This window comes from Kluyvera genomosp. 2 (assembly GCF_036759865.1).
GTDB lineage: Bacteria > Pseudomonadota > Gammaproteobacteria > Enterobacterales > Enterobacteriaceae > Kluyvera > Kluyvera ascorbata_B.
Genome location: NZ_JAPKIA010000004.1, coordinates 152,510 through 174,707 on the forward strand (window position 1 = coordinate 152,510; position 22,198 = coordinate 174,707).

33 protein-coding genes are annotated in these 22,198 nt (G+C 51.3%); 5 read left to right on the forward strand and 28 right to left on the reverse strand.

Annotated features, from left to right (window positions below; genetic code table 11):
* Position 1: 1 nt before the first annotated feature.
* The 18 genes from V6942_RS05505 to V6942_RS05585 all read right to left on the reverse strand — a co-directional run bounded on the left by V6942_RS05505 (position 2) and on the right by V6942_RS05585 (position 11,551).
* Positions 2-589: a phage tail protein gene (locus V6942_RS05505; protein WP_024232405.1), complete on the reverse strand. Its 588-nt coding sequence runs from the start codon at positions 587-589 to the stop codon at positions 2-4.
* Positions 582-1,766 carry a baseplate J/gp47 family protein gene (locus tag V6942_RS05510; RefSeq protein ID WP_333500903.1) on the reverse strand — a complete coding sequence of 395 codons (1,185 nt, stop codon included), beginning with the start codon at positions 1,764-1,766 and terminating at the stop codon, positions 582-584. The genes V6942_RS05505 and V6942_RS05510 overlap by 8 nt, the downstream gene beginning before the upstream one ends.
* Positions 1,763-2,092, reverse strand: a complete 330-nt coding sequence (locus tag V6942_RS05515) for a DUF2590 family protein (protein WP_112902431.1) — start codon at positions 2,090-2,092, stop codon at positions 1,763-1,765. Before V6942_RS05515 ends, V6942_RS05510 begins: the two co-directional genes overlap by 4 nt.
* Entirely contained in the window at positions 2,089-4,056 is a 1,968-nt protein-coding gene (locus V6942_RS05520) for a phage tail tape measure protein (protein WP_333500904.1), read from the reverse strand. Before V6942_RS05520 ends, V6942_RS05515 begins: the two co-directional genes overlap by 4 nt.
* Positions 4,053-4,247 (reverse strand): DUF6890 family protein, encoded by a 195-nt coding sequence (locus V6942_RS23405; protein WP_371321192.1) that lies wholly within the window; start codon positions 4,245-4,247, stop codon positions 4,053-4,055. Before V6942_RS23405 ends, V6942_RS05520 begins: the two co-directional genes overlap by 4 nt.
* Complete coding sequence (locus V6942_RS05525) at positions 4,244-4,501, reverse strand: putative phage tail assembly chaperone (RefSeq protein ID WP_021293731.1); 258 nt, start codon at positions 4,499-4,501, stop codon at positions 4,244-4,246. The genes V6942_RS23405 and V6942_RS05525 overlap by 4 nt, the downstream gene beginning before the upstream one ends.
* Positions 4,488-4,676: a hypothetical protein gene (locus V6942_RS05530; protein ID WP_096880779.1), complete on the reverse strand. Its 189-nt coding sequence runs from the start codon at positions 4,674-4,676 to the stop codon at positions 4,488-4,490. Before V6942_RS05530 ends, V6942_RS05525 begins: the two co-directional genes overlap by 14 nt.
* Positions 4,606-4,986, reverse strand: a complete 381-nt coding sequence (locus V6942_RS05535) for a hypothetical protein (protein ID WP_333500905.1) — start codon at positions 4,984-4,986, stop codon at positions 4,606-4,608. Before V6942_RS05535 ends, V6942_RS05530 begins: the two co-directional genes overlap by 71 nt.
* Positions 4,986-5,327, reverse strand: a complete 342-nt coding sequence (locus V6942_RS05540) for a M15 family metallopeptidase (protein ID WP_200103719.1) — start codon at positions 5,325-5,327, stop codon at positions 4,986-4,988. The genes V6942_RS05535 and V6942_RS05540 overlap by 1 nt, the downstream gene beginning before the upstream one ends.
* Entirely contained in the window at positions 5,314-5,616 is a 303-nt protein-coding gene (locus V6942_RS05545) for a phage holin family protein (RefSeq protein WP_333500906.1), read from the reverse strand. Before V6942_RS05545 ends, V6942_RS05540 begins: the two co-directional genes overlap by 14 nt.
* Positions 5,617-5,626: 10 nt before the next feature.
* Positions 5,627-6,082: a phage protein gene (locus V6942_RS05550; RefSeq protein WP_271441539.1), complete on the reverse strand. Its 456-nt coding sequence runs from the start codon at positions 6,080-6,082 to the stop codon at positions 5,627-5,629.
* Positions 6,079-7,206, reverse strand: coding sequence for a DUF2586 domain-containing protein (locus V6942_RS05555; RefSeq protein WP_333500907.1), 1,128 nt, complete (start codon positions 7,204-7,206; stop codon positions 6,079-6,081). The genes V6942_RS05550 and V6942_RS05555 overlap by 4 nt, the downstream gene beginning before the upstream one ends.
* Positions 7,203-7,910 (reverse strand): hypothetical protein, encoded by a 708-nt coding sequence (locus V6942_RS05560; protein ID WP_333500908.1) that lies wholly within the window; start codon positions 7,908-7,910, stop codon positions 7,203-7,205. Before V6942_RS05560 ends, V6942_RS05555 begins: the two co-directional genes overlap by 4 nt.
* Positions 7,907-8,413, reverse strand: a complete 507-nt coding sequence (locus tag V6942_RS05565; RefSeq protein ID WP_333500909.1) for a phage tail protein — start codon at positions 8,411-8,413, stop codon at positions 7,907-7,909. The genes V6942_RS05560 and V6942_RS05565 overlap by 4 nt, the downstream gene beginning before the upstream one ends.
* The gene (locus V6942_RS05570) at positions 8,410-8,862 is read right to left on the reverse strand and encodes a head completion/stabilization protein (protein ID WP_333500910.1); all 453 of its coding nucleotides are present in this window, start codon (positions 8,860-8,862) and stop codon (positions 8,410-8,412) included. The genes V6942_RS05565 and V6942_RS05570 overlap by 4 nt, the downstream gene beginning before the upstream one ends.
* Before the next feature lie 96 nt (positions 8,863-8,958).
* Positions 8,959-9,660: a phage terminase small subunit gene (gpM, locus tag V6942_RS05575; RefSeq protein ID WP_333500911.1), complete on the reverse strand. Its 702-nt coding sequence runs from the start codon at positions 9,658-9,660 to the stop codon at positions 8,959-8,961.
* 3 nt (positions 9,661-9,663) lie between these two features.
* The gene (locus V6942_RS05580) at positions 9,664-10,686 is read right to left on the reverse strand and encodes a phage major capsid protein, P2 family (protein ID WP_003838043.1); all 1,023 of its coding nucleotides are present in this window, start codon (positions 10,684-10,686) and stop codon (positions 9,664-9,666) included.
* A 61-nt stretch (positions 10,687-10,747) separates the two neighbouring features.
* Positions 10,748-11,551 carry a GPO family capsid scaffolding protein gene (locus V6942_RS05585; protein ID WP_333500912.1) on the reverse strand — a complete coding sequence of 268 codons (804 nt, stop codon included), beginning with the start codon at positions 11,549-11,551 and terminating at the stop codon, positions 10,748-10,750.
* A gap of 161 nt (positions 11,552-11,712) precedes the next feature.
* Between V6942_RS05585 and V6942_RS05590 the strand changes: the two genes are divergently transcribed.
* The 3 genes from V6942_RS05590 to V6942_RS05600 are packed head-to-tail and all read left to right on the forward strand — an operon-like array spanning position 11,713 to position 14,866.
* Complete coding sequence (locus V6942_RS05590; RefSeq protein WP_333500913.1) at positions 11,713-13,488, forward strand: terminase large subunit domain-containing protein; 1,776 nt, start codon at positions 11,713-11,715, stop codon at positions 13,486-13,488.
* A complete protein-coding gene (locus V6942_RS05595) occupies positions 13,485-14,546 on the forward strand; it encodes a phage portal protein (protein ID WP_333500914.1) in 1,062 nt (353 codons plus the stop codon). The genes V6942_RS05590 and V6942_RS05595 overlap by 4 nt, the downstream gene beginning before the upstream one ends.
* Positions 14,543-14,866 (forward strand): ogr/Delta-like zinc finger family protein, encoded by a 324-nt coding sequence (locus V6942_RS05600; protein ID WP_012602735.1) that lies wholly within the window; start codon positions 14,543-14,545, stop codon positions 14,864-14,866. The genes V6942_RS05595 and V6942_RS05600 overlap by 4 nt, the downstream gene beginning before the upstream one ends.
* On the opposite strand, the gene V6942_RS05605 is transcribed toward V6942_RS05600, so the two are convergent.
* From V6942_RS05605 to V6942_RS05650, 10 genes are all read right to left on the reverse strand, one after another.
* Positions 14,840-15,037 carry a hypothetical protein gene (locus tag V6942_RS05605; RefSeq protein ID WP_001742468.1) on the reverse strand — a complete coding sequence of 66 codons (198 nt, stop codon included), beginning with the start codon at positions 15,035-15,037 and terminating at the stop codon, positions 14,840-14,842. The genes V6942_RS05600 and V6942_RS05605 overlap by 27 nt on opposite strands.
* 137 nt (positions 15,038-15,174) lie before the next feature.
* Positions 15,175-17,190, reverse strand: a complete 2,016-nt coding sequence (locus V6942_RS05610) for a replication endonuclease (protein WP_333500953.1) — start codon at positions 17,188-17,190, stop codon at positions 15,175-15,177.
* 1 nt (position 17,191) lies between these two features.
* Positions 17,192-17,404: a hypothetical protein gene (locus V6942_RS05615; RefSeq protein WP_284903755.1), complete on the reverse strand. Its 213-nt coding sequence runs from the start codon at positions 17,402-17,404 to the stop codon at positions 17,192-17,194.
* Entirely contained in the window at positions 17,401-18,270 is an 870-nt protein-coding gene (locus V6942_RS05620) for a DNA adenine methylase (RefSeq protein WP_333500915.1), read from the reverse strand. Before V6942_RS05620 ends, V6942_RS05615 begins: the two co-directional genes overlap by 4 nt.
* The gene (locus V6942_RS05625) at positions 18,261-18,494 is read right to left on the reverse strand and encodes a DUF2732 family protein (protein WP_265758801.1); all 234 of its coding nucleotides are present in this window, start codon (positions 18,492-18,494) and stop codon (positions 18,261-18,263) included. The genes V6942_RS05620 and V6942_RS05625 overlap by 10 nt, the downstream gene beginning before the upstream one ends.
* Positions 18,495-18,561: 67 nt before the next feature.
* Positions 18,562-18,963 carry a hypothetical protein gene (locus tag V6942_RS05630; protein WP_058331641.1) on the reverse strand — a complete coding sequence of 134 codons (402 nt, stop codon included), beginning with the start codon at positions 18,961-18,963 and terminating at the stop codon, positions 18,562-18,564.
* Positions 18,963-19,391 (reverse strand): hypothetical protein, encoded by a 429-nt coding sequence (locus tag V6942_RS05635; RefSeq protein WP_057521321.1) that lies wholly within the window; start codon positions 19,389-19,391, stop codon positions 18,963-18,965. The genes V6942_RS05630 and V6942_RS05635 overlap by 1 nt, the downstream gene beginning before the upstream one ends.
* Complete coding sequence (locus V6942_RS05640) at positions 19,381-19,608, reverse strand: phage filamentation protein Fil family protein (RefSeq protein ID WP_333500916.1); 228 nt, start codon at positions 19,606-19,608, stop codon at positions 19,381-19,383. Before V6942_RS05640 ends, V6942_RS05635 begins: the two co-directional genes overlap by 11 nt.
* A 9-nt stretch (positions 19,609-19,617) precedes the next feature.
* Positions 19,618-20,121 carry a phage regulatory CII family protein gene (locus V6942_RS05645; protein WP_021293717.1) on the reverse strand — a complete coding sequence of 168 codons (504 nt, stop codon included), beginning with the start codon at positions 20,119-20,121 and terminating at the stop codon, positions 19,618-19,620.
* Between the two features lie 32 nt (positions 20,122-20,153).
* A complete protein-coding gene (locus V6942_RS05650) occupies positions 20,154-20,375 on the reverse strand; it encodes a regulator (RefSeq protein WP_333500917.1) in 222 nt (73 codons plus the stop codon).
* A 144-nt stretch (positions 20,376-20,519) separates the two neighbouring features.
* On the opposite strand from V6942_RS05650, the gene V6942_RS05655 reads away from it, so the two are divergent.
* Positions 20,520-21,086 carry a phage repressor protein CI gene (locus tag V6942_RS05655; protein WP_115398487.1) on the forward strand — a complete coding sequence of 189 codons (567 nt, stop codon included), beginning with the start codon at positions 20,520-20,522 and terminating at the stop codon, positions 21,084-21,086.
* Positions 21,087-21,118: 32 nt separating this feature from the next.
* Complete coding sequence (locus V6942_RS05660) at positions 21,119-22,186, forward strand: hypothetical protein (RefSeq protein WP_333500918.1); 1,068 nt, start codon at positions 21,119-21,121, stop codon at positions 22,184-22,186.
* Positions 22,187-22,198: the final 12 nt, after the last annotated feature.

Genomic DNA, 22,198 nt, shown 5'->3' on the forward strand with positions numbered 1-22,198 from the left:
CTTACAAACCCGCGCTGAATGTCGCGCTGTGGGTTTCCATACCGCTTAACGTTGCCGGATAAACCACGTATTCCCCCTGATCCCATCCAGCCCGGATGGCCAGCTTTTCAGATGTGATCACTTCAAACTGATAGCGGCGACAGGTTCGCCCGTACTGGCGGATTATCTGGATAAGCAACTGCGTGTTGTCCGCGATCTGACTGTCAGTGACGCGAACCAGAATCACATCCCAGTCAATGTCTGGCTGGCGCTCCAGCAGCTCCACATACCCAATACCAAGCCGTTCAAAAATATTGATAAATCCCGCTACCGAACCGGCATCACGCGCATTAATAAAGGCGTACGCCACGCGCTTGCGAAACAGGTTTAATGGCTCCCCGTCAAAACGGGTAATATCGCGGTCATAGGCCAGCAGGTTCAGCAATGCCGGTGTGCAGGTCAGCGGATCAAACTGATTCATCGGCCAGGTTATCCAGCCGTAAACCTCCGCCCAGAATCGCCGCGCTGTATTCCGCAGCTTTTTCGGCTCCCCCTGGTTCATCCAGGAAGGAAGCACCATTCCGGCCAGCTTTTTCATGAACTCATTCATTTTCAAGACTCACTACCAGTGATTTCAGGCGCGGCACATTCAGCTCACTGGTAATGTCACCCATTGAAAAAGCCAGCGAATCCGCCAGTGAAAAGGTTTTGTGGATCTCGCGTCCCAGCTGAGAAAATGAGAAGCGCGAATATGGCCACGTCTTTCTGACGTCAAAATCCGCATTCTCACGAAAAGCACAGCGGATCAGGTTTTCAATCCCGTTCTTCAGGCTGTTCTGTTCGTCGTCTGTCAGGTTGGTCAGATTTCTGACGTATACGGTCACGGCCAGATCGTGCAGGGTTTCCGGCATGGCGTAACACTGCATATCATCGCCGTGGCCGTGATGCCCCTGCGTGTTGATGTAATCATTCACCGCATTCACAAACGGCGCAGAAGCCACCCCACTGTCCAGCAACAAATACGCGTTTGCGGTACCTGGTCCTCTCGGCGCGTCGTGCTCAAAGAAAATCCGGTCGATACTCAGCCCGGCAACACCGGCAATCATTGAACGGTAAACCGCATCAGTGTGGTAATTGCCCACCAGGTTGAACTGGTTGCGGCAGCGTTCACGCAGTTCATCATCACTTTCTTCATCGGCACCCGGCACTGTCAGCCAGTTTTCCTCACTGACCACGTGGCTGATGCCGTCAACGGCCACCGGCAGAATGCGGTAATAACCCGGTGCAAGGTTGTATGCGCCACCTGTGCCGGTCGCTTTTACCGGCAGCAATGCGCTGGCTGCGCCGGAGGGGATCACCACATCGTCAGTGGTCGCCAGCTCATACACCCGGCCGTTGATGCGTTCAGTCTGGATAACCGTTCCGACCTTCACCGTCACCACGGCTCTGGCATCTTCTTTAAAGAACCTGATCACCCCCTGAGCAGCACTGGCGGGCTTTACCGTGACGTTTACCGCCCAGGCCAGCAGACGCAACATGCTCCCGCTGGCCGTGGCCACAAACATATTGGCCAGCACGGTGAATACCAGAACATCCTTCAGCCACATCACTGGTGCCGTCACAATGGCCGTAATCAGACGCCAGAACGGTGACATGCGGGATGTGTTAGTGATGATCCCTTCCTCGGCCGCTATCGCATTGAAGCGTTCGCGCACTTCCGATTCCGTCACCGGCATCCCGCTGGCTTTCACCACTTCTTCAAAATCAACCTGCGGTTTTTCCGTCATAAATCCACCTGCGCAGAAATTCCGCCAAAGTCATAGGTGCTGGCAGTTATCCATAAACGTTTCTGGCTTTCCTCACTGATTTCTACAGTTCCCGGAATAATCCGTTCATCATCTTCAATCAATAATTCCATACGGGTAAAAATATCCGCCCGCATTGTTGGGCTGCGTTCAGCAATCAGCTCCGTTGCCAGTCCGCTTTCAATAATGGCGTGAATAATGTCCTGCCCGATACTTTTACGGTTATTACACAGTTCAGGCTCATATCCGGTATTCAGAACAAAATCACCCTTCAGGATCAGCAAATCTATATAAAGTGGTTCACTCACGCATTTAGCTCCTGCCATTCCATTAACTGACCAGGGGACATCGCTTCTTTGGTATGGAAATGAACCTCCCCTATTTTTTTGCTGTTATCAGTGACTGATTTAGAATTGCTACTGATTGTTTTATTTATCCCACCCTTATCAATTCCTTTTAGCTCCCCACCCGTTGATAACGTATTTCCAGTTAATGGGGGTGAAGTTGTACTGGCCATTGATATATCCACACCTGGGATTTTATTCAGTTTCTCAACAATCCAGTTCCACGACTTCAGAAAACCGTTTTTAACGGACAGCCAGACATTATCAAACAACGAGACAATACCCGTGGCCAGACCGCTTAATGCCTGAGAAGGAGAAAACCCGGTCAGCATGGAAATAAAACTGTTCCATCCTTCACTGATAAACTGCCAGGCTGAAGCAAACACCCCGGCAAGCCATGCCACTACCCTGGCGCATGCCTGAAATGCAGCGGTATCCATGACCGCGTTCTTTACCGTTTCCCAGTGTTTAATCAGCAGCAAGCAACCGGCAGCAAGTAAGGCAACGGCACCAATCACAAGCAGGATCGGCCAGCTCATCAGATTGATACCTATCCCTGCCATCATTGCCGCCATACGAACCGCCAGCAACGTACCGCGCAGAAATTTCAGCGTGGCGTTCCAGGCAATAACGGCAATGTTCACCAGCCAGACAGCTGCGGTGTAAACTTTCGTGATGGCCGTCAACGCTGTCCAGATCCCGCGCAACCCCATCATGATGAATTTAGAGACACCCATCACGATATTAGCGACTGCCCCCACAGCAGCAAAGCTGAGTAAGGCCATCGCCGCATACCCGACAACACGCGCAATGTTGGGAAACAGCTGCATCCAGCGGGCAAAGGTCTGCCCCATATCGGCCAGACGGTTCAGGACCGGATAGAGCACTGGGATCAGCGTCAGGCCAATGACGGTCTGGATAGCCTTCAGGATTGCGACAAAGCGATCCCACGGCTTCACCATTTTCTGGGCCATTTCCTGGGTACGCTTCAGGCCATCCGCACCGCCCAGCTCGGTGATATTGCGCTGAAGCAATGCCACATTACCGTACAGGTGTTTAACCACCGCCGAACTGTCTCCAAATGCCGCATCCAGTTCAGCCTGGGCCTTCAGATTCCCTTCCAGACTTTTGCCATACTTGCCCTGTAACTTGATCAGCATTTCAGGCATGGACAGCATTTTGCCGGTGGAATCCGTGAAGGACAGCCCCAGCTTTTTACCGCCCTCAATGGCTCCTGTCATAAAGCCTTCATAAGCGCTGCTGGCTTCCGTGCCCAGTGTCCGCTGAAGCTGTCCCAGCACGGCCAGCTGTTCATCCAGCCCCACGCCGTAGTTGGTACCTACGCCACGCGCCCCTTCCATCAAATCCTTGATAGCGGCCATTTCCGTGCCAAAGGTTTTGCGCATGTACACCATTTTTCCGGCCAGCTGTTCAGCAAACTCAACCTTACCCAGCCGGTTGGCATCAGCGGAAAAGTTACCGAACATCTGCCCCATAAACTCAGCGGTTTCCGCGGCGGTGGATTTGAGCGCAAACGCCAGGGTATTGGCGACTTTCGTCACTTTCGGCAACTCATTCCCGGTCAGCCCGGCAATGGAAGCATTTATACTTTCCGTGGACTGGACGAACTCCACCGCGCTGGCACCATAGGTGGTACTGAAGCGCAGCGCATCACGCTGGACTGCTTTTAGCGCAGAGTCATCAACCCCTTTTGCAGCCGCATCATTCAGCGCGTCATACATTTCAATGGCGGGCATCAGCGCACCTTTAATGGCCATCCCTGTACCCGCCAGCCCCAGAACGCCGCCACCAATCTGCATAAAGGCTTCTTTTGATTTTTCAGCAAAGCCCGTGACATTGCCCTGCGCCTGTTTTAACGGGCGGGATAATTTATCAATCAGGCTTAATGTAAAATCTAACTGTTTCATTCAGTGCCTTTAAATGCTTTAGCCACGCCATTAGCCACGGCTATTCCCGTATATTCCCAGTGACGGTTATCCAGCCATATAGCGGCGGCAATATCGTCAACGGAATCCTGACCATGTGGTAAATAATGACGACGGAGAATTAAATACTGTTCGAGTCCATTTCGTTCAATATCATGGACTCGCTTTGTCAGTTTTTTACTTCAATCTCCAGTTCCGGCGCGTAAATATCATTAACTTTACTGACCAGTTGCAACGCTGCACCCGGACGTTTTAATACGTCAATCAGTGCTTCTTTCGTTTCCGGGGTAACAATACGCATCAGATAATTATTTGCAGGTGCAACTTTATTATCCATTGCCATTTCATTAATCAGTTTATTGTAAGCAGTCTGATTAGGTTCAAAAACAATATCTGCACCACAAACACTCAGTTTAATTTGTTCCATAAATAACATGCTCTCTTAAATTAATTTCATCAACTAACTGATTATGACGCGCCGCACACTGGCCATATATTTCAAGGTAAACAGTCAGCAGTTCCGCTGCATCTTTACCTGTTGCCCCGTTCAGGCGCGGCAACTGCGTGGCGCATCGTGTTTTCAGGTTTTCCTGATAACGCACGTTCGGTACCGGCGACGGCGCTGTTGTACATGCTGACAAACTCATCAGACAGGCACCTGTTAGTAAAAACCGGCTTAAGCACTTCCGTGCGGATCTCTCGCGGTTGCGCATTTCTTAGCGCCTCCAGTTTATCTTCCAGCGCCCTGGCAGAATCACTGGCAATGCCCTGCATAACCTTTCGCGATTCATTACCAGCCACCTGCGCCGCCGTGTTGATTGCCAGCTCCAGGCTGTCGCGCCGCCAGTCAGCAGTCAGCCAGCCCCAGACAAACGCCAGCGCCACCACAACCAGCCACTGCGCGTGACTCATCAGCGCACCCCGTTATGTTCCAGGCTGAAATGATTACCATCCGGTCTGGATTTGAAGCGCCCGCCCCAGCTTCCGCCCAACGATTCCCAGTATTCACCCAGCGGCAGATAGTCTTCTGTACGGGTCTGGTACTGACCATTCACAAACAGATTAAAATCCACGGCCAGACGCTGGGTGTGCAGACTGTTAGAAATGCCGCTGCCCTTCTTCGCGTTCAGCGCCGCCTGTTCCGGGGTCCGGTACGCTTCACCAAACGTCAGCCGGTAGCCATGTTCTTCCGCCCAGTGAATCAGGTTGGCCACCATGACGGTAAACAGTTGCTGCTTTTCACTCAGGGTCATTTGTCACGCTCCCGTTCTTCTTTCCCTCTGCACGTCTGCGCAGCCACATTTCAACAGCCTGATAACCGGCAATACCCAGCGCAGCCCCCAGTCCCTGAATAGCCAGCGGGCTGGCCTCCGGGATTTGAATCAGCGCCGCGCCAGCGATGACTGAAACAAAACTGCCCAGGATCACACGGCTGATAAACAGGCGCGGTGTAATGGGATCATCACTGGCCAGCACCTTCGCAACAGCAATTAGCGCCCCCATAATCAGCAGTGAATAAAGGCTCTTTTCATGTTCCTGCATTCCAGCTTCCTTATCCGATCAGGTTTTCCGTGGCTTCCGATTCCAGATACGGTACGCCGTTGATGTTGACGAACTTCGGGCTGGTCACGAAGTATTTGATTTTGTGCGTTGCCACACCGCCACCCTTTGGATCGATATCCAGCAGATTACTTAACTGGAGTTTGTTGCCGAACGATTCCACTTTCATTTCTTCGTTGCCCGCTTTGGCATAGAAAAGAAAATCCAGCGGCGGAATACCACGCCACGAACCTGCGGCACGGGCTTTGGCCGTCAGTACACCCAGCACTTTGGAACTGACTTCAATTTCTCCCTCTGCGGCCACATCGCCATCAACATGGCCATCCGGCACACCACGGGTCTGGGCGGCGGCGCTGTTATCCGTGATATCGAGTGTGATTTTCTCGATGTGGATCAGATCGCCGTCAAGATAGGTATCAAACGACATACCCGAAATACGTTTACTCATGCAGCGCCCTCCAGACTGGCATCCAGTAACAGACTGATGGTGATTTGCAGCGGAACTTCCCAGGTGCGTACCACCAGATAAATATCCACCGTCTTTTTGTTCTTCCAGACAATGGTTACATCACCCTCCTGCGGCGGCTTCACTTCCCCCGGAAATGACACGCCATTGATACTGGCCGCCGTGGACATTTCACGCAGTGGACGTGCAAACAGCGTCTGGTGTGCAGCAATGCTGCCCGGTGTGCTGTTCAGTGAACGATCCGCAATTTTGCTGATAGCCAGCAGACGTACACGACGCGCCGCTTTATCGGCAACACGCAGGGTTTCAATCGACTGGTAATCGCCGCCTTCCACATCCAGCGTCCGCCCGTCAGCCCAGTAAAAACCGTCATAGTCCGGGTACCACATCGGCACACTAAAGCGCTGGGCTTCCAGTGCCTTAAGCGTGGCCAGCTCCAGTACCGCCCCGGTGCCATCGACCGGCATTTCATCACTGCCCAGATTCAGCAGCGCCCCGGTTTTCACTCGGGCGGGACTGTCTGCGATAGTCACGGCACGACTGCACAGACGGCCAGCCAGCACACCCGGCTCATTTCCCCACAGACGCGGGACCAGCTGCACGGCCTTCTCTGCAATACCGTCCTGGATGGCAGACACACGGGTCAGGTAATCCGCCTGGGCTTCTTCTTCCTGCATTCCCTGCACGGCCAGGATGAACCACACCCAGCGCCCATATTTGGAAATCAGCGTGGATCGTAACGTCGCCGCCTGATTCACCTGGGCTTTTGCCGTCACATCACTGGACAGCACCACCCCTTCCACCGAACACACCACCTGTGCGGCCAGTACCGCTTTCACCCAGGCATCGTCCTCAGCATCTGCGGGCAGCACATGCATAAATGCCCACCAGTTCTGACCGGCGTTTGCCAGTGCCGCCAGAACATCGCTTTTCAGCGGGCTTTCCCCTTCTCCCAGAAGTGCATCAAAATCACTCTGGGCATTCACCGCCAGCGTTTTTCCCACATTTTTGGTACCCGTACCGATAAACAGCAGCGTGCGTTCCACTTCATTGGTTTCACCCAGCAGCTGGTTTACCTGGTTCACGGTCACGTTTGGCCAGGTCATGCTTTCCCCTTAATATCCTGCGCCTTAACATCCCAGCCAAAGCCGATAGCCTGAAGCTGACGCGCCAGCGCGTTATCAAATTCACCGTCACTCATGCCCAGAAAGACACGGGCAGGAAGATCCACTGTCCAGCTGGTTTTCACCGCCTTACCGCTGAGTTTTCGAATCAGTAACCCCGCCCGGCTGTATGGCATCGTTTGGGTTAACTCGCCCAGCGTGGGCTTTTTCCAGCGTTTACCGGTGCGTACCCGGTACCCCAGCGCCCGCAGTTTTTTGGCCTGGGCTGGCGTGGCCATTTTTCCGGCCTCCGCCTTCCGTGGCTGGCTGCGACGGCTGACACTGACACGCATCCCGTTTTGTTGCGCATATCCGACTGTCCCGGCCGGCACCGGCGTTTCCCCGTTCCGGTAGCCACCACCCTGCAAATAAATCCGTACCGCCTGAATCTCTGGCATTTCACGGATATGCAGCAGTTTTGGCAGGTTCCGCAGCATCTTCCCTTTGCGCTTCGTTTTACGCCCCGGCCACTTCTGGCCATCCGGTGCTTCCTGATTGCGAACGTGCCGTTTTGCTGCGGCAATCACGCCATATTTGGCCAGCCTCCAGATAAGACGCTGGCGCTTTTTGGGCGGCAGCTCCATGCTGGCCAGTGATTTACGCAACTCTGCCAACTGCTTTTTATTCAGCTCACCACCGGCAATCATTCGTTACCGCCTACCGGCGCACCGGTTTCATCCACGCCATAAATATTGGCGGTGATCGCTATCCAGACTTCAGGGTTAACCAGCGACCAGCGTTTCCCCTGCCACGGGATCGCCCCGTTTTCGTCCTCCCTGATCACCAGTTCTTCCGCCATTGGTACCGTCAGCACAATGGTGGCGGTTTCCTCATCCTCCACTGACACATCCCAGTCCGGTTCAGCTTCCGTCAGGCCGACTTCATCCAGTAATTCCCTGTCAGCCTCATCCAGCCACGCGGCCAGCAGCGACATGAGCAACTGCGGCGGACACAGGCGGTACGGGAAACGCTGCCAGCTGATTACCGCGTCATAGCGAATCACCGCCTGGCGGTACTGTCCCAGTCCGTAATCCTTCGCTGCGGGGATGAACTTCATTTCATCCAGCACACTGTCAAATGACTGCATGGCGCGCGGCGGCACGTTTTGCTGAAAAAATGCGGTCAGGCTCTCAAGCTGTGTCTGGTTCATACTTTTTTCACCGTTGCCCGTTTAAACCCCTTCATGCGGCGGATAACCACTGAAGCCTCAGCCAGTAGCCCGGCGCGGGTTTCCATACTCTCCTGCCCCGGATGGGTTTCACGTCGCCCGACAGTGGCGAACTCCCCCAGCAGATCCGCTTTTGCCCTGGCAAATACCGCTTTCATGTACTGGGCACACAGACTATTAAGCCCGCCCATTTTTACGCCCGGAACATCTGCTGCCAGCGTGTGGCCTTTTGCTTTCCAGCTGGCCTCCACGTTTTCCAGCTCGGCATTCACCTCCGCGACTGCGGCCAGCATCGCCTGACTGATGGTGTCCGCGTCGATATCGGCTGGCAGTGACCGCTGCGCCTGAAAGTCCTTCAGATTCAGATCCGGCCAGAACCCATTATTCGTCAGCGGCTCATCCTGATAATCCAGCGGTTTTCCGCTAAACATAATTCCCCCGAAAAAGGCGGACTGACCGGTTTCCACGGCACAGTGACACACGGAGTGTTCTGCCCTCCACCGCGTCCGCCTGGCTTGCGGTAGTCTTTACCCCTGCGTCAGTTTTCGGATACGGGCGGCAATCGTCTGCCGTGCCGTTCTGACGCCGATTTTTAAATAGTATTTTTCTGCGGTGGCCAGCAACCGATCGGCTTTCTCCAGCGTTTCAATGTCGTCCACACTCGCGGCCGTTGTCTGGCCATCTTCGCCGCGCAGCAGCTCCAGCCCGGCAAACTTGAACCACTTGGCCGTGACCTGTTCATGCAGCCGCCAGGTGCTGGCGACACGCTCAAATGTGCGGGAGAAATACGGTTCAACACTTTCCCCGCGCCCTGATGTTTCCTGCGCCCAGGCCAGCATCGTATCGGCCACGAACGTGGGAAAATTACTGCGCAACCGATCCGGGGTTGCCTGCTGCTGGCTGATTGCAATGTCAGCCCAGTCCAGCGCCTTATCCAGATCGCCCACGTCAAACAGCCAGATAACACACCAGGCAAATACCGGGTTGGCGTACACCTGCCAGCTTTCCAGATACGCTTCCACAGTCGGTGTCCAGCGCGGCAGCAACACATCCCGCTTAAACTCAACGCGATCCGCGATTGTCGGCAGGTTACGGCAATGTTCCACATCCGCTTCCAGCGCTTTAATCAGCAGGTGCATGCTTTCCGTGGTTTCCAGTGCCTGGCTGCGTTTCAGCTTTTGTTCCATCGCAATGCGCTGGCTGTGACGCTGCGCGGGAGAAAGTGCCATTTATCAGCCCTCTGCTGGTTCAGAAACCTTGCCAATGGTCACGGCGGATTCATCAATGGCCGCATACAGCTCCGGCACTTCAACCGCATAGCCTTCATTACGCAGGTATTTGTTTTCGAACTGCTTACGGTCTTCAACAAATTCCGCCTTACGCATGCGGGTGTTGCGCTGGGTGTAGATATGCAGATTAGAAAGCGGCGTGACGACCATACGTTTACCCGGCATAAACGGCGGGATAACAGCAGGACGGCCAGCAATGGTGCTGCCCAGCATCTGCGCCGCGATTTTTTCAGTCGGGCGATCTGCGGCCTGATACAGTCGGTATTGTTCAGCAGCAACCAGATCAGCACCGACCAGAACCACCAGACGCGGGTCATTGCGGAACTGTGCCGGGATCTTGGCGTTAATCAGGTCTGAAGCCATTGCATCCAGTGATTTGTAATCCCCGGCTTCATCCAGCACGACCGGATCGGTCATAATCTGATTACCACCCAGCAGCGTTTTCATACGCTCATGCCAGCCGATGTTTACATCTTCGCCGTTCGGGTTATCCGTTGGATTCGTCGTTTTTGCGCGACTCTTACCGTTAAAACCAATACGCAGCATATCCAGCGCAAAAGCCTGTGTGGTAAACGCCTGAACCAGGTTGTAAAACTCGTTTTCGTCCTTACCGGCATTTGCCCAGACCGAAAGCAGATCCCAGCGCAGTGCGGCGCAGCTGTCCGTTTCAACCAGTGAGTAGTCATTGCCGTCCACGCCAACCTGACGAACAAAGCGGCCATTTTCACTGCGGCCGGTATGCAGCACGGAGGAACCGACAGAAATCACCTGGCCACTCAGCTGGTCAACGTCCAGACAGGTGATCATGTTCAGGAACTCCACGGACTCCAGCAGCGCCAGACGCAGCGCATTTTCCTGCGGGTCATTCAGGGAAAAATAACGACTGGTATCACGTGCGCCAAACTGCTGCGCCATACCACTCGAATATTTATCCAGTAAATCCCGTGCACGGTTATTAAGGTGCATAAAACTCCCTCGCGATTAAGCGATAATAAAAATGTTTTGTACTAATTAACGTCAGAACGTATTACAGGAAATTAAATTTACCCGCTTTTTCTGAAATCTTACGCCCCGGTGTACGGGTGGATTTATTACCCAGATCGTTAAAACGTTTAACGATATCTTTTGCATTATCACGAATAGCCGCAAACTCTTCGGTATCGACCACTTCCGCAATGGTATCCACATCACCCTGAACATCACTGAGCTGATTTTCAATTTTGGCCACACGGCCTTCCAGTTCGTTTACCACGTTGGCCAGCGCCTGTAACTTATCATCACCCTGCGCGGTATCATCAGGCGGCGTTTCATCTTCAAACTTCGGTTTAATACCAAACAATTTTTGCCAGTTCTTCATTCGTATTTCCTGTTTAATTTTTCCATCACGGGAAATCACACAACTGTAATATCCCTGCTTAGATAATTTTTTGCGCCGACTACTAAAGCGCAGCCGTGTGGTGCCAACACTGGCGGGTGTATCTGTTACCGCCAGCCCCTTGAGGTATGTACGCCCACTACCGCGCCAGTTTTCTTCCGGTTCAATCGAGAAGAACAGGAGCTGATCTTCATGGTTGGCGAAAATTAAACGCATATTCGGACAAAGGCTGACGTAAAGCCGCGCCAGTCCGTCCTCACCATCATGCCAGGTGGCTTCCAGTACCTCCCCAAAATTACCGCAATCGTCCTCGTGTTCTGGCCAGATCAAAGCGACATAGTGGTTATAGTCATAGGTTTCCCCCATATCGATAATCCACTGGCGTTTAATATCCCTGCCGTCAACGGTATCCCCTTCGGTAGCAACACACAGCCAGTCAGTTTTTAAATGCGACATATCCCCCCTGATTTATTCACCGACGCTGCAAATTAATTATTGCCAAATAAAACCACCACCGCATCACGCTTTATTCTGAACAGTTCGGTTATCACGTATTACCGAACAGACGCGAATTAACACCGCCGTTTTTTCATAACAGCCACGGCATAATTATCCGCATGGCTAAATACTCAGAAGAACTAAAAGGCGTTGTCCGCGCACTTTATTTGCGCCGCTATACGCCAAAAGAAATTGCATCAGAATTAAATCTGCCGAATGCGCGGATCGTTTACTACTGGGCTGAGAAATACAGCTGGGCGGATTTACTCAGCTTTGAAAGTACAGAGGAGGCAATCGAACGCCGCTACCAGCTGCTGGCCAGCCGCGATAATAAAACCGATCTCGACCTGAAAGAAATGGACATGCTGATTGCCCACGCCACAAAGCTGCGTGCTCAAAGCAATAAGCATAAAGAAAAGATGGCCAGCGGCCAGAGTAACGGTCAGGCAGGAGCGCGGGACGGCAACAGCGATGAACCGCGCCCCAAACGCAAAAACAGGAAAAACGATATTTCTTCTCTGACTCAGGCGGATTTTGACTCCTGGGCGGAAGAACATCTTTTTGAATACCAGAAACACCTGCGCAGGAATATTGGCCAGCAGGTCAGGAACATCCTTAAAAGCCGCCAGATCGGTGCCACCTGGTACTTTGCTTTTGAAGCCTTTGAAAACGCGGTCATGACAGGTGATCCACAAATCTTCCTGTCTGCCTCCAAAGTCCAGGCGGAATACTTCCGGTCTTACATCGTCAACATTGCAGAGCAGTATTTTGGCATCACGCTGACCGGCAACCCGATCCGCCTCAGCAATGGCGCTGAACTGCGCTTTCTCTCAACCAACAAAAACACGGCGCAGTCCTACAGTGGCCACCTGTACTGTGACGAATATTTCTGGGTGCCTAACTTCGCCAGGCTTAACGAAGTGGCCAGCGCAATGGCCACCCATGACAAATGGCGCACCACCTACTTTTCAACGCCATCGGCCAAAACGCACCAGGCTTACCCGTTCTGGACGGGTGAGGAATGGAAACAGGGCAGCAAAAAACGCGCGGCCGCTCAGTTCCCGTCCTTTGATGAAATGCGCAACGGCGGACGGCTTTGCCCGGATGGTCAGTGGCGCTATGTCATCACAATGGAGGATGCCATTGCAGGCGGCTTCAACCTGGCCAACATCGAGAAGCTGCGCAACCGCTACAACACCGCCACCTTCAACATGCTCTATATGTGCGTGTTCGTGGACAGTAAAGATTCTGTATTCAGCTTTTCTGACCTGGAAGCCTGCGGTGTGGAGGTGGACACCTGGCAGGATCACAACCCGGACGCTGCACGGCCATTTGGTGACAGGCCAGTATGGGGAGGCTTTGACCCGGCACGCAGCGGCGATTTGTCGTGTTTTGTGATTATTGCCCCGCCGATGTACGCCGCAGAGAAATTCCGCGTTCTGAAGGTCATTAACTGGAAGGGCATGAACTTCCGCTATCAGGCCAAGCAGATCGAACTCCTGTTTAAAAAATACAACTTCACCTATCTGGGAGTGGACGTTACCGGTATTGGCCAGGGGGTTTTTGACAACATCCAGCATTTTGCCATGCGCGTGGCCGTCGCCATTCGTTACGACATGAACACGAAAAATCAGCTGGTACTGAAAGCGGCGGACGTGGTGGAAAGTCAGCGTATTGAATGGGACAAGAACCTGAAAGAGATCCCGGCCAGCTTTATGGCTGTACGCCGTACTACAACGCAAAGCGGTAACGCCATGACATTTGTCGCTGACCGCAGCCAGGACACAGGCCACGCGGAGGCGTTCTGGGCAATTACCCACGCCCTGCATAACGAACCACTCAACTACGAAAACAAACCGAAATCCCGCTGGGGTGTAAGGAAAGAGGCTGCATGAGTAAAAAAAACCGCTTCGTTAAGCGCAACCCGCGCGGCGATAAGTCCAAAAAAATGAGCATCATCACATTCGGCAAACCGGAACCCGTACTGACCACCGGCACGGATTACCGCGACATCTGGTACGACAATGCCGCCGATCACTTTACCCAGCCGATTGACCGGCTGGCACTGGCACAGCTTATCAATCTTAACGGTCAGCATGGCGGCATCATCCACGCCCGGAAAAATATGATTGTGTCTGATTATCTGGGCGGTGGCCTGACTTACGACCAGCTGGAAGCCGCAGCGTTTGACTATACAACCTTCGGGGATATTGCGATTGGCAAAATCCGCAACGGATGGGGGGATGTGATTGCCCTGGAACCTTTACCCGGCCTGTATATTCGCCGCCGTAAAGTCAGGGACAACGCCACAGACCAGCCCGGCGATTATGTGGTGTTGCAGGACGGCGAACCGCAGGTATGGCCGCAGGAAGATATCATTTTTATCAAGATGTACGACCCGCAGCAGCATATTTACGGGCTGCCCGACTATATCGGCGGCGTACACTCGGCCTTGCTGAACAGTGAAGCCGTGATTTTTCGCCGCCGCTACTACCACAACGGTGCCCATACTGGCGGCATTCTCTACACGCGCGATCCCAGTATGACAGATGAAATGGAAGAAGAGATTGAACAGCAGCTGCGGGACAGTAAAGGCATTGGTAATTTCTCTACCATTCTGGTGAACATTCCAGGCGGGGATGGGGATGCGATCAAGTTTATTGAAATGGGGGATATCTCTGCAAAAGATGAATTTGCCAACATCAAAAACATCAGTGCGCAGGATATTCTCAACGCGCACCGCTTTCCTGCTGGCCTGGCCGGAATTGTCCCGCAGAACACTGCCGGTCTGGGGGATGTTGAAAAGGCGGAAAGGATTTACAAGAAAAGCGAAATAGCGCCCATTCAGCGCCGGTTTATGACCGCTGTTAACAAGGATCCCGAAATACCGGAAAGGCTGCACCTTAACTTTGATTTAAGTTACACAGAATCAACGGATAAGGATGCGACATGAGGCGAAAAAGGCTAAAATCCAGGCATCATTTAACAGCTGGAGCATGGAATATGCGAGTTCTGAAAATCGAATGCCCGGAATGCGGCTCAAAGGCTGTTATTCGTAAAACAAACCGGAAGCACCGGCAGATTGCGGATATTTACTGCGCCTGTTCAGATGTGGAGTGTGGCCATACGTTTGTGATGAATCTGACGTTCTCCCACACGCTCAGCCCCAGCGCAAAAACGGGTGATGCTATGGTGCAGAAAATACTGAATGCACTGTCACCCGATCAGCGTCAAATGGCATTAGACCTACTGAAAGCGACTCCCGCCGCCTGATAAGCCCCCTTCCCGGGGGTTTTTACTTTCATATTCATCAAGTTTACTTTCCAGATCTGAAGTCAGCTCGCTGAGCCAGGCAAGTGCAATGTCCTTTTCACAGCCAGTGCAATTACTTTTGGCTATCAACCTGGTAAACAACGCAATCCGCTGCAATGCGATAGTTTCCATAAACAAATCCTGCACAAGCATCCTCCTAAAAAACAGAATAACTGTATATTCATACAGTATACATTTAAGCACAAAATGTGAAAGTGATTTTTCCTGCTATTCACTGACAAACATTGACGTATCACAGACTTACGAGGCTACAACCACCCCGGCCACAGCTCGTGCGTTGGCTCATTTCGTGTTTCCTGCAACCGGCCATTGCGGTAAATCAATGCCACCTGACCAAATCTCAAACCACTGCCCCGCATGAGAATGGCTACTTCATCGTCAGAACCTTCAAAACCCCGACTGCGCAACTCCAGTTTTAACCGTCTGCGGGTTCCACCCTCCGTACAGTTATTGACAGAACTCCAAGGGGCGGCGCTGCCGCCAGAAAAACCCGCCTCCGCTGGCGCTTCGGCCAACTTCGCAACCTTTTGCCACTTCACCAGGCGCGTACATACCGCTGAATCTGGAACCAATGGAGAATAGACACCCTGAACGCGCTGCACGTCCTCTGCGTATTCATTACCCTGTTCCGTGATTTCATAAGCCAGACGAACAACCAGATCACGGCGGGAAACCAGTGCGCCACCCTGCGCCTGGGTGTATGCCGCCCAATCACCAACATCCGCAGCAACCAGAACCGCATCCATTCTGCGGTCAGTCAGCACCTGATCACGTAACCGGCGCAACTCGCGCCAGACTGTCACCGGCGCACCGCCAATCTGCTGAAACTGGCGAATGCGCCAGCGTGAAGCCCATGCAGAAACGGACTTGGCCATATCCCGCAGGTTCTCCCCTGTTTCGTCGTCCTGCTCACCATCCAGCGCAAACCCATCAATGTTTTTGGATATGTATTTGGCAATGTAACCCGTAGCCGAACCTTTAGCGGGATCAATGGCTTCAACATGGAAACGTGCCTTTAGCGCGTTTGGCGTTTGCAGTTCTTCGGAGTCGGTAATTCTGGCGTGATAGCAAAGAATATCGCGCACGGTATCCACATCACCAGGACGCATAAAAAGCAGCATATGCCAGTGCGGTGTCCCATCGTGGTGAGGCTCTACCACACGAAAACCAAAAACATGGATACCAGCCCGGGAAATAGCGGCGCGGGCTTTCGCCCATACACCGCATAAGTAGCGCTGGGTGTCCTGCGGGGTGCAGCCATCCCACTGTGAAACAAAGCCCCCTTTGCTGTGTACCGCATGGAATCGCGATGGCGCAGTGATGGTGTAAAACTCACCGGCCAGCCCTTCTTCATTGGCCATATCTTCAAACCCTCTCATTCTTACCATTAGCTCACAGCGACGGATCGCCGGATTAGCAACGCTGCGGTGCACCATGCAGTCCAGCGCAATACGCAGCCCTTCATCATTCAGCAGGTCAAACTTTTTGAAGAACTCAAGGTTCCGCTTTTTCTGGTCTATCCATTCACCAAGGGTTTTACGGGACACATAAGCACTGGCTGCTTTCTGTACCTGCCCCACGGCAATGGCCATATGCTCACGCTGCATATCACGCGCCCGCTTAAGACGCAGATACCACCATTCAGGTGCCATAATGCGAAGAATCCCGGATTCAGCCTTACGCGTTTCCAGTTGCCCGCCATTAGCTTCATGCTCTGCCCAGTACGGCGGCTGATTGTTCAGCATCAGGGAACATGTGCATAAATGGCGGTAAGACTCCAGCGTACGGCGGCGCAGCTCTGCGGCATCGTCAGTGCTGCCCACAAACTGATCGGTGAAGTCATAAAGTGACTGAGAGATCCAGCCAGATATCTGGCCAGCCAGTTTTTTGAGATCCGGGCGGTCAAGTGACGGCAGTCGCTCCAGCGACTTACCAAAAGGAAGATCAAGTGCATCAGCGGCCAGTTTGTAACGTGCAGCCACTTTGCGCAGACGTGGCAATACATTCTCACCGATAGTTTTACGCAGGAATGTATTGGCACGGCGACGCCCGTCACGACCAGACAGCAGTTTTTCGTAACGGTTGCCGAAATACCCGGCTAACCAGTCAGGTATCTCATGCAGGAACTGGGAGCGCCATTCATAATCCTGTGGGTTAACAGCCCACAAGCGGCGTTCTGTGATCGTCGCATCGGAAGGGGTACCAGGCGCAAAGGTTTCACGCCGCCAGGCATTGACGGCGTGGTGTTGGCCAGGCTCCAGCATATCAACCACGGTTAACCCACTTGCGCCAGAAATCAATCAGAAAGGCCACAAGTACGGCCGCTACCAGCGGTAGCCAGAAAACCGCACTCAGAGTGATTAACCCTAAGTCCTCAGCATCGTAATCAAATTCGTCCTGACATTCGTCCCACAAGAGAAAAGCGAAAGTGATACAGGCAAACAAGGCATAAATGCCGGTGATAATTTCCGCCATCATGCCACCACCGCCCGAATGTCGATGGCCGGGTTAGCAGGTGACTTAAGAATCAGCTCTGCGGCCACTTTCTGGCTTGCAGCTGCTGCACCCACACTGCGTGGCGCATTTACCCGCACAGCGTCAAATCCTGCATACAGGTAATGCACCATTTCCAGATCGCTGTTTGACGCGACAACCTTAATCCCACGCTCAGTCAGGCGGCGCAGCTTACGCGCCAGCCGTCCCTGATCCATGTGCGAAAAACCACGCTCATGGTAAGCGGTGAAATTGTCGGTATCAGTCAGGTAAGGCGGATCACAATAAACAACGTCATACTCGTCCCTTACCAAATCAAGCGTTTCTGAATAGTGGGCAGTAATGAACGTTGCGCGTTTCGCTTTTTCAGCAAAAGCACGGATTTCATCAGCAGGAAAGTAGGTTTTTTTGTACTTACCAAACGGAACATTGAACTGGCCACGGCGATTGTATCGGCACAGGCCATTGAAGCAGTGACGGTTCAGATAAAGAAAACGCGACGCAGCTTCCACAGATTCAGAACCAAAGGATTTGCCGGACTGGTTGAAGGCATCACGCACCGCGTAATAGAAAACAGCGCGGCTTTCTTCATCGCCTAATGAACCGGCAGAAAATAAAGCCTCCAGCTCAATGAGCAATGCATCAGTCTGATAGGCCATTGTCTTATACAGATTAACCAGGTCAGGATTCACATCAGCGATCAGATACTCGTCATAATCCGTATTCATCATGACAGCACAGGAACCGGCGAAAGGTTCAATCAGGCGCTTACCTTCCGGCAGATGAGGAAGCAACTGTGGCATAAGGCGGGCTTTGCTGCCCACCCACTTAAGCGGAGTTTTTACTGCCATGCTGCACCGCCTTTACTACAAATCGCTGCAGCTTCTTCGCGGATTAACTCAACGATTTCCGTTGCGCTTAAACCTTCATTGGCCGCGTGAGTGGCCAGCTTATCCAGACGGGTGGAACATAGATCAGCAGCAGCTGCTTTACCTTCCTGTGTAGCTTTGGTGAGCATGGTCAGAAGGTCAGTACCTGATTTCGTTGCGGGTAAATCCTGACGTGTCATGTGCATTTTGGTTTCCTTAAGGCAAAAGAATCCCCGGCCACCTAAGCTGTGACCAAAAAATTCAGGTTGTTAATTAGTGAAAAGCGGGTTGTACAGTGACGGCGGAATGGTTCGGTGCTGGAATAAGGTGCAGCTCGTAAGTTGTCCGCCACCACTCCTGGATCAGAGCTTTAATTTCGCCAACACCCAGCGCACCGGCCGTATAAAAAATGGCGCGGATTCCGGCCAGCGCTTCAATCTGTGCTTCTTTGCTTTCAGCCTCGCGGTACACGCAGCACCAGAAAGCGGCATTGATTGCCAGCCAGTGACGCGGATTAGTCATGTGCTCAGTGTCATTAAAGAAGAATGGATGCAACGCAATGCGACCATTTTTACTGGTGCTTTTCTCTGCAAATGCTAAGGCGTAGTTGTGCGGGACTCCCCACGCAGCCAACTCTGCCCCCAACGATTTACCCTCGACAGAAATAATGGTCATTAGTGATTCCCCTGCTGCTGCAACTTTTGGACGATATGAGGCGCGATTACCATCTGCACCCCGCTACTGCTATAAATTGGATATACCTTCTTGATCGGACGGTTCGCAGTGCGCTTCGAAAAATCGCTGTCACGTAAACTGCCGAAACCATCAAACGTTAACCGCGCCCGTGAAATGCCCTGGCGCAGCAGAATCATGTCCCGATAGCCCAGGCGTTCATAAAGCTCGCGCCAGCAGCACTTGCTTAAGTGGGCTTTAAATGCCCCGGTGCCAGAAGTAACAGCAGCAGCATGAAGCACCACGCCGCGCCACTCCGGTGTCAGGTTGTCCCACCATTCAGCGGCCTCGCTGCTTTCACTGAAGTATTTTCGGCGGATCTGTTTTAAATGTTCCAGTCCGCGCTTTTGTTGTTCCTGGCTAATCGCCATAGCGCCCCCCTATCCCCCCAACCAGGCGACGGACTTTTGTAGACAAGAAACGTAAAACCACCCCACCTTTCATTCGAACAGACTCATGCGCATTGAATTTATACGTGTGGCCAGGATTCCAGCGCTGACCGTTCGGCAGTTCTATCCAGCCCGTTGAACCACTTGGCCGTTGCATGGCTGGTGATTCTTTTTTTAGGTATGTAACAAACGCTTTCATGGTGCTCCCTCACATCAAGCCGGTGGCGTTAGCCGTCACCAGATCCACCGCAGCGGCCAGAACGGGCGCAGACTGGATACGGCTTTCAACGGTATAAGCCAGCACGGATAAGCTACGGATTGCATCGCGAGCGCGATCCAGAATTTGTGTACGGCGGGCGGCGGTCATATGACCAGTGGATACGGCTTCCCCAGCAATTGCGCCCACACTGGCTGTGGCACTCAGTGCGCATAGTTGCATGTTGCCTTCTGTGGCATTATTCACTGGTACGGATGGAAGGCAGTTAATCTGCCCCAGCATCCCATCCAGTAAACGCGCATCTTCGGTGTAATCCGTAATGGCTAAAAGCTCGTCACAGGTTAAACGGTGCGGTTGCGCTGGGTTCAATTTGTTGCGCAGGATCTGCGGCCGCATACCAACGGCAGCGGCCACATCTTCCAGATTGTGTTCAATTGCAAATGCTCGGCAAGCCGCATCAAAGTGAGCATGTTTAGAGGTCTGATAATCAAACATAGCCTTTGCCCTCAGTCGGTCTCAAAATCGAACTAATTGATGGACACATTGCAATCTGAGAGCGCATCGATAGTCATAGCGGCAATGTTGATCATAACTTTTTCGCGCTTTTTATCTTTGCGTAAGCGGTGCCGTATCAAACGCCCATCCGCTAACATGTCATTGATTGTGTCAATAGATAACCCTGTGAGTTCACTGTACTTTTCAATTGAAATTGAAGGTACGGCCAACGAGATTGAAATATGAGGTGTCATGGTGCATGATTCCCTTTTAACTGTGATTAACTGTGGTTAACGGTGTGTGACCCACCATCCCACAAGGTTTGCTTTTTGTGAACACACGCAAACCTACTCCTCACAGTTCGAACTGTCAAACAAAAAGTTCACTTGGAGTGATCTATGGATCTTGAAAAAGGTGGCAGAGCTGCCATTGAAAGAATGGTTGAAGCATATGGATACACGACTAGGCAGGCCTTGTGCGACCATCTAGGTGTCTCAAAAAGTACCCTTGCAACACGTTATATGAGAGATTCCTTTCCTTCTGAGTGGGTTATCCAGTGTGCTTTAGAAACTGGTGTTTCACTCGACTGGCTAGTAACAGGAGTCGGTTCCGCACATAACGATTTAGTGAGAGATATAGTTCGATTACCTCATCAGAAAATAGTCGATGGGAAGCTGCGTGATGCTTCTTCCTATTTTTTTGATAAAGCTTTACTTCCGCAAGGCATCACTAAACCAATCATTATCTCTGATCTAACGAATAGCTATCTTGTAGAAATGGACTTTAACGAGATTATTGATGGTAGGTGGATTGTAGAGATTGAAGGAAAAACGAGCACTCGTGAATTGACTCGGATTCCTATTGGTAAAGTACAAGTAAGTAGTGAACAAGCATCTTTCGAATGTATGCTCGATGATATTAAACCCATCGCGAGATGCTATTATCAGCTCTTAGCCGATTTGTAACAATAGTTATTCTGATATATAAGGGAATATTTATGTCACGAAGTTTTGCGGTTTGGGGATGCCGAAATTTTAAAATAAGAAAAGTTTCTGGTTATAACCCTACTCATTCCAGTTTTATTGATGAGTTACACATAAATTTCTGGAACGTAAGTTCACATAAATTAAGTTATTTAGATTTTGGTATAACGTTCCATCATCCAGTAGAAGAAGAAATAGCCTCTAATGGGGCAATATGTATATTCCTCCCATTTAAGAAAAAACCTGAATTTTTTTCAGATTTAAGTGACAACCTCGAGTCAAGTAAAGATCTGGTGACAGCTGTCTTTAATGAATATTTAATTAATAGAGAAACATTAGATGAAAGACATTTAAAATTAGTACTTGACAACAAAGGCGATCTAATAATAAACACAAAGTTAGCATTTAATAATAGCCAACTTGATCAACGAGTCAAAATCAGTGAAGCTGATGATGGTACTTTAGTCGTTTTCAGGTTAAATGACTGCCTCTCAGATTCACATAGCTGTAAACATTACATCCGATTCCGCATCAAACTAGATCCATGTGATCTAAAAGCATTAGTTAAAACTTTTTACCCTAAAGATTTATTTCTTAAAAGTAATATTGAGCGTTCAGACATTGTTGATTTTAGAATCAATGAGCAACGAAATCTTCCATCCGAAATTTCAACTACATTAGCTAGCGCAGCTTGTACTCCATTGAAGACTCATTTATTTATCATAAGAGATATGGTTGATGAGTGTTCCGCATCAGGTTCCAACTATAAAGGGTGCAGAATATTAGAATCTGAAACATGGACAAAATATTTTGACAAAAGTGTTTCTTTCGGTCCTCATGACCCAATGATCTATCACTGGAAGATTGCCAATGACAAAGATTCTAGATTGAATGATTTCTCTGTCGTTGTTAAATTTAAAAATACAAAAACAAAAATCACTAAAATAATTTCTTATTTACTATATGGCGCGGCCTTTGCTTTTGTACTGAAGTTCATCCCCACACAGGGATATTATATTGCTGCTGCTTTTGCTGCGATTATAATTTATATCTCAGCTCATTTTTGGACATATAGAAAATAACATAACTATCAC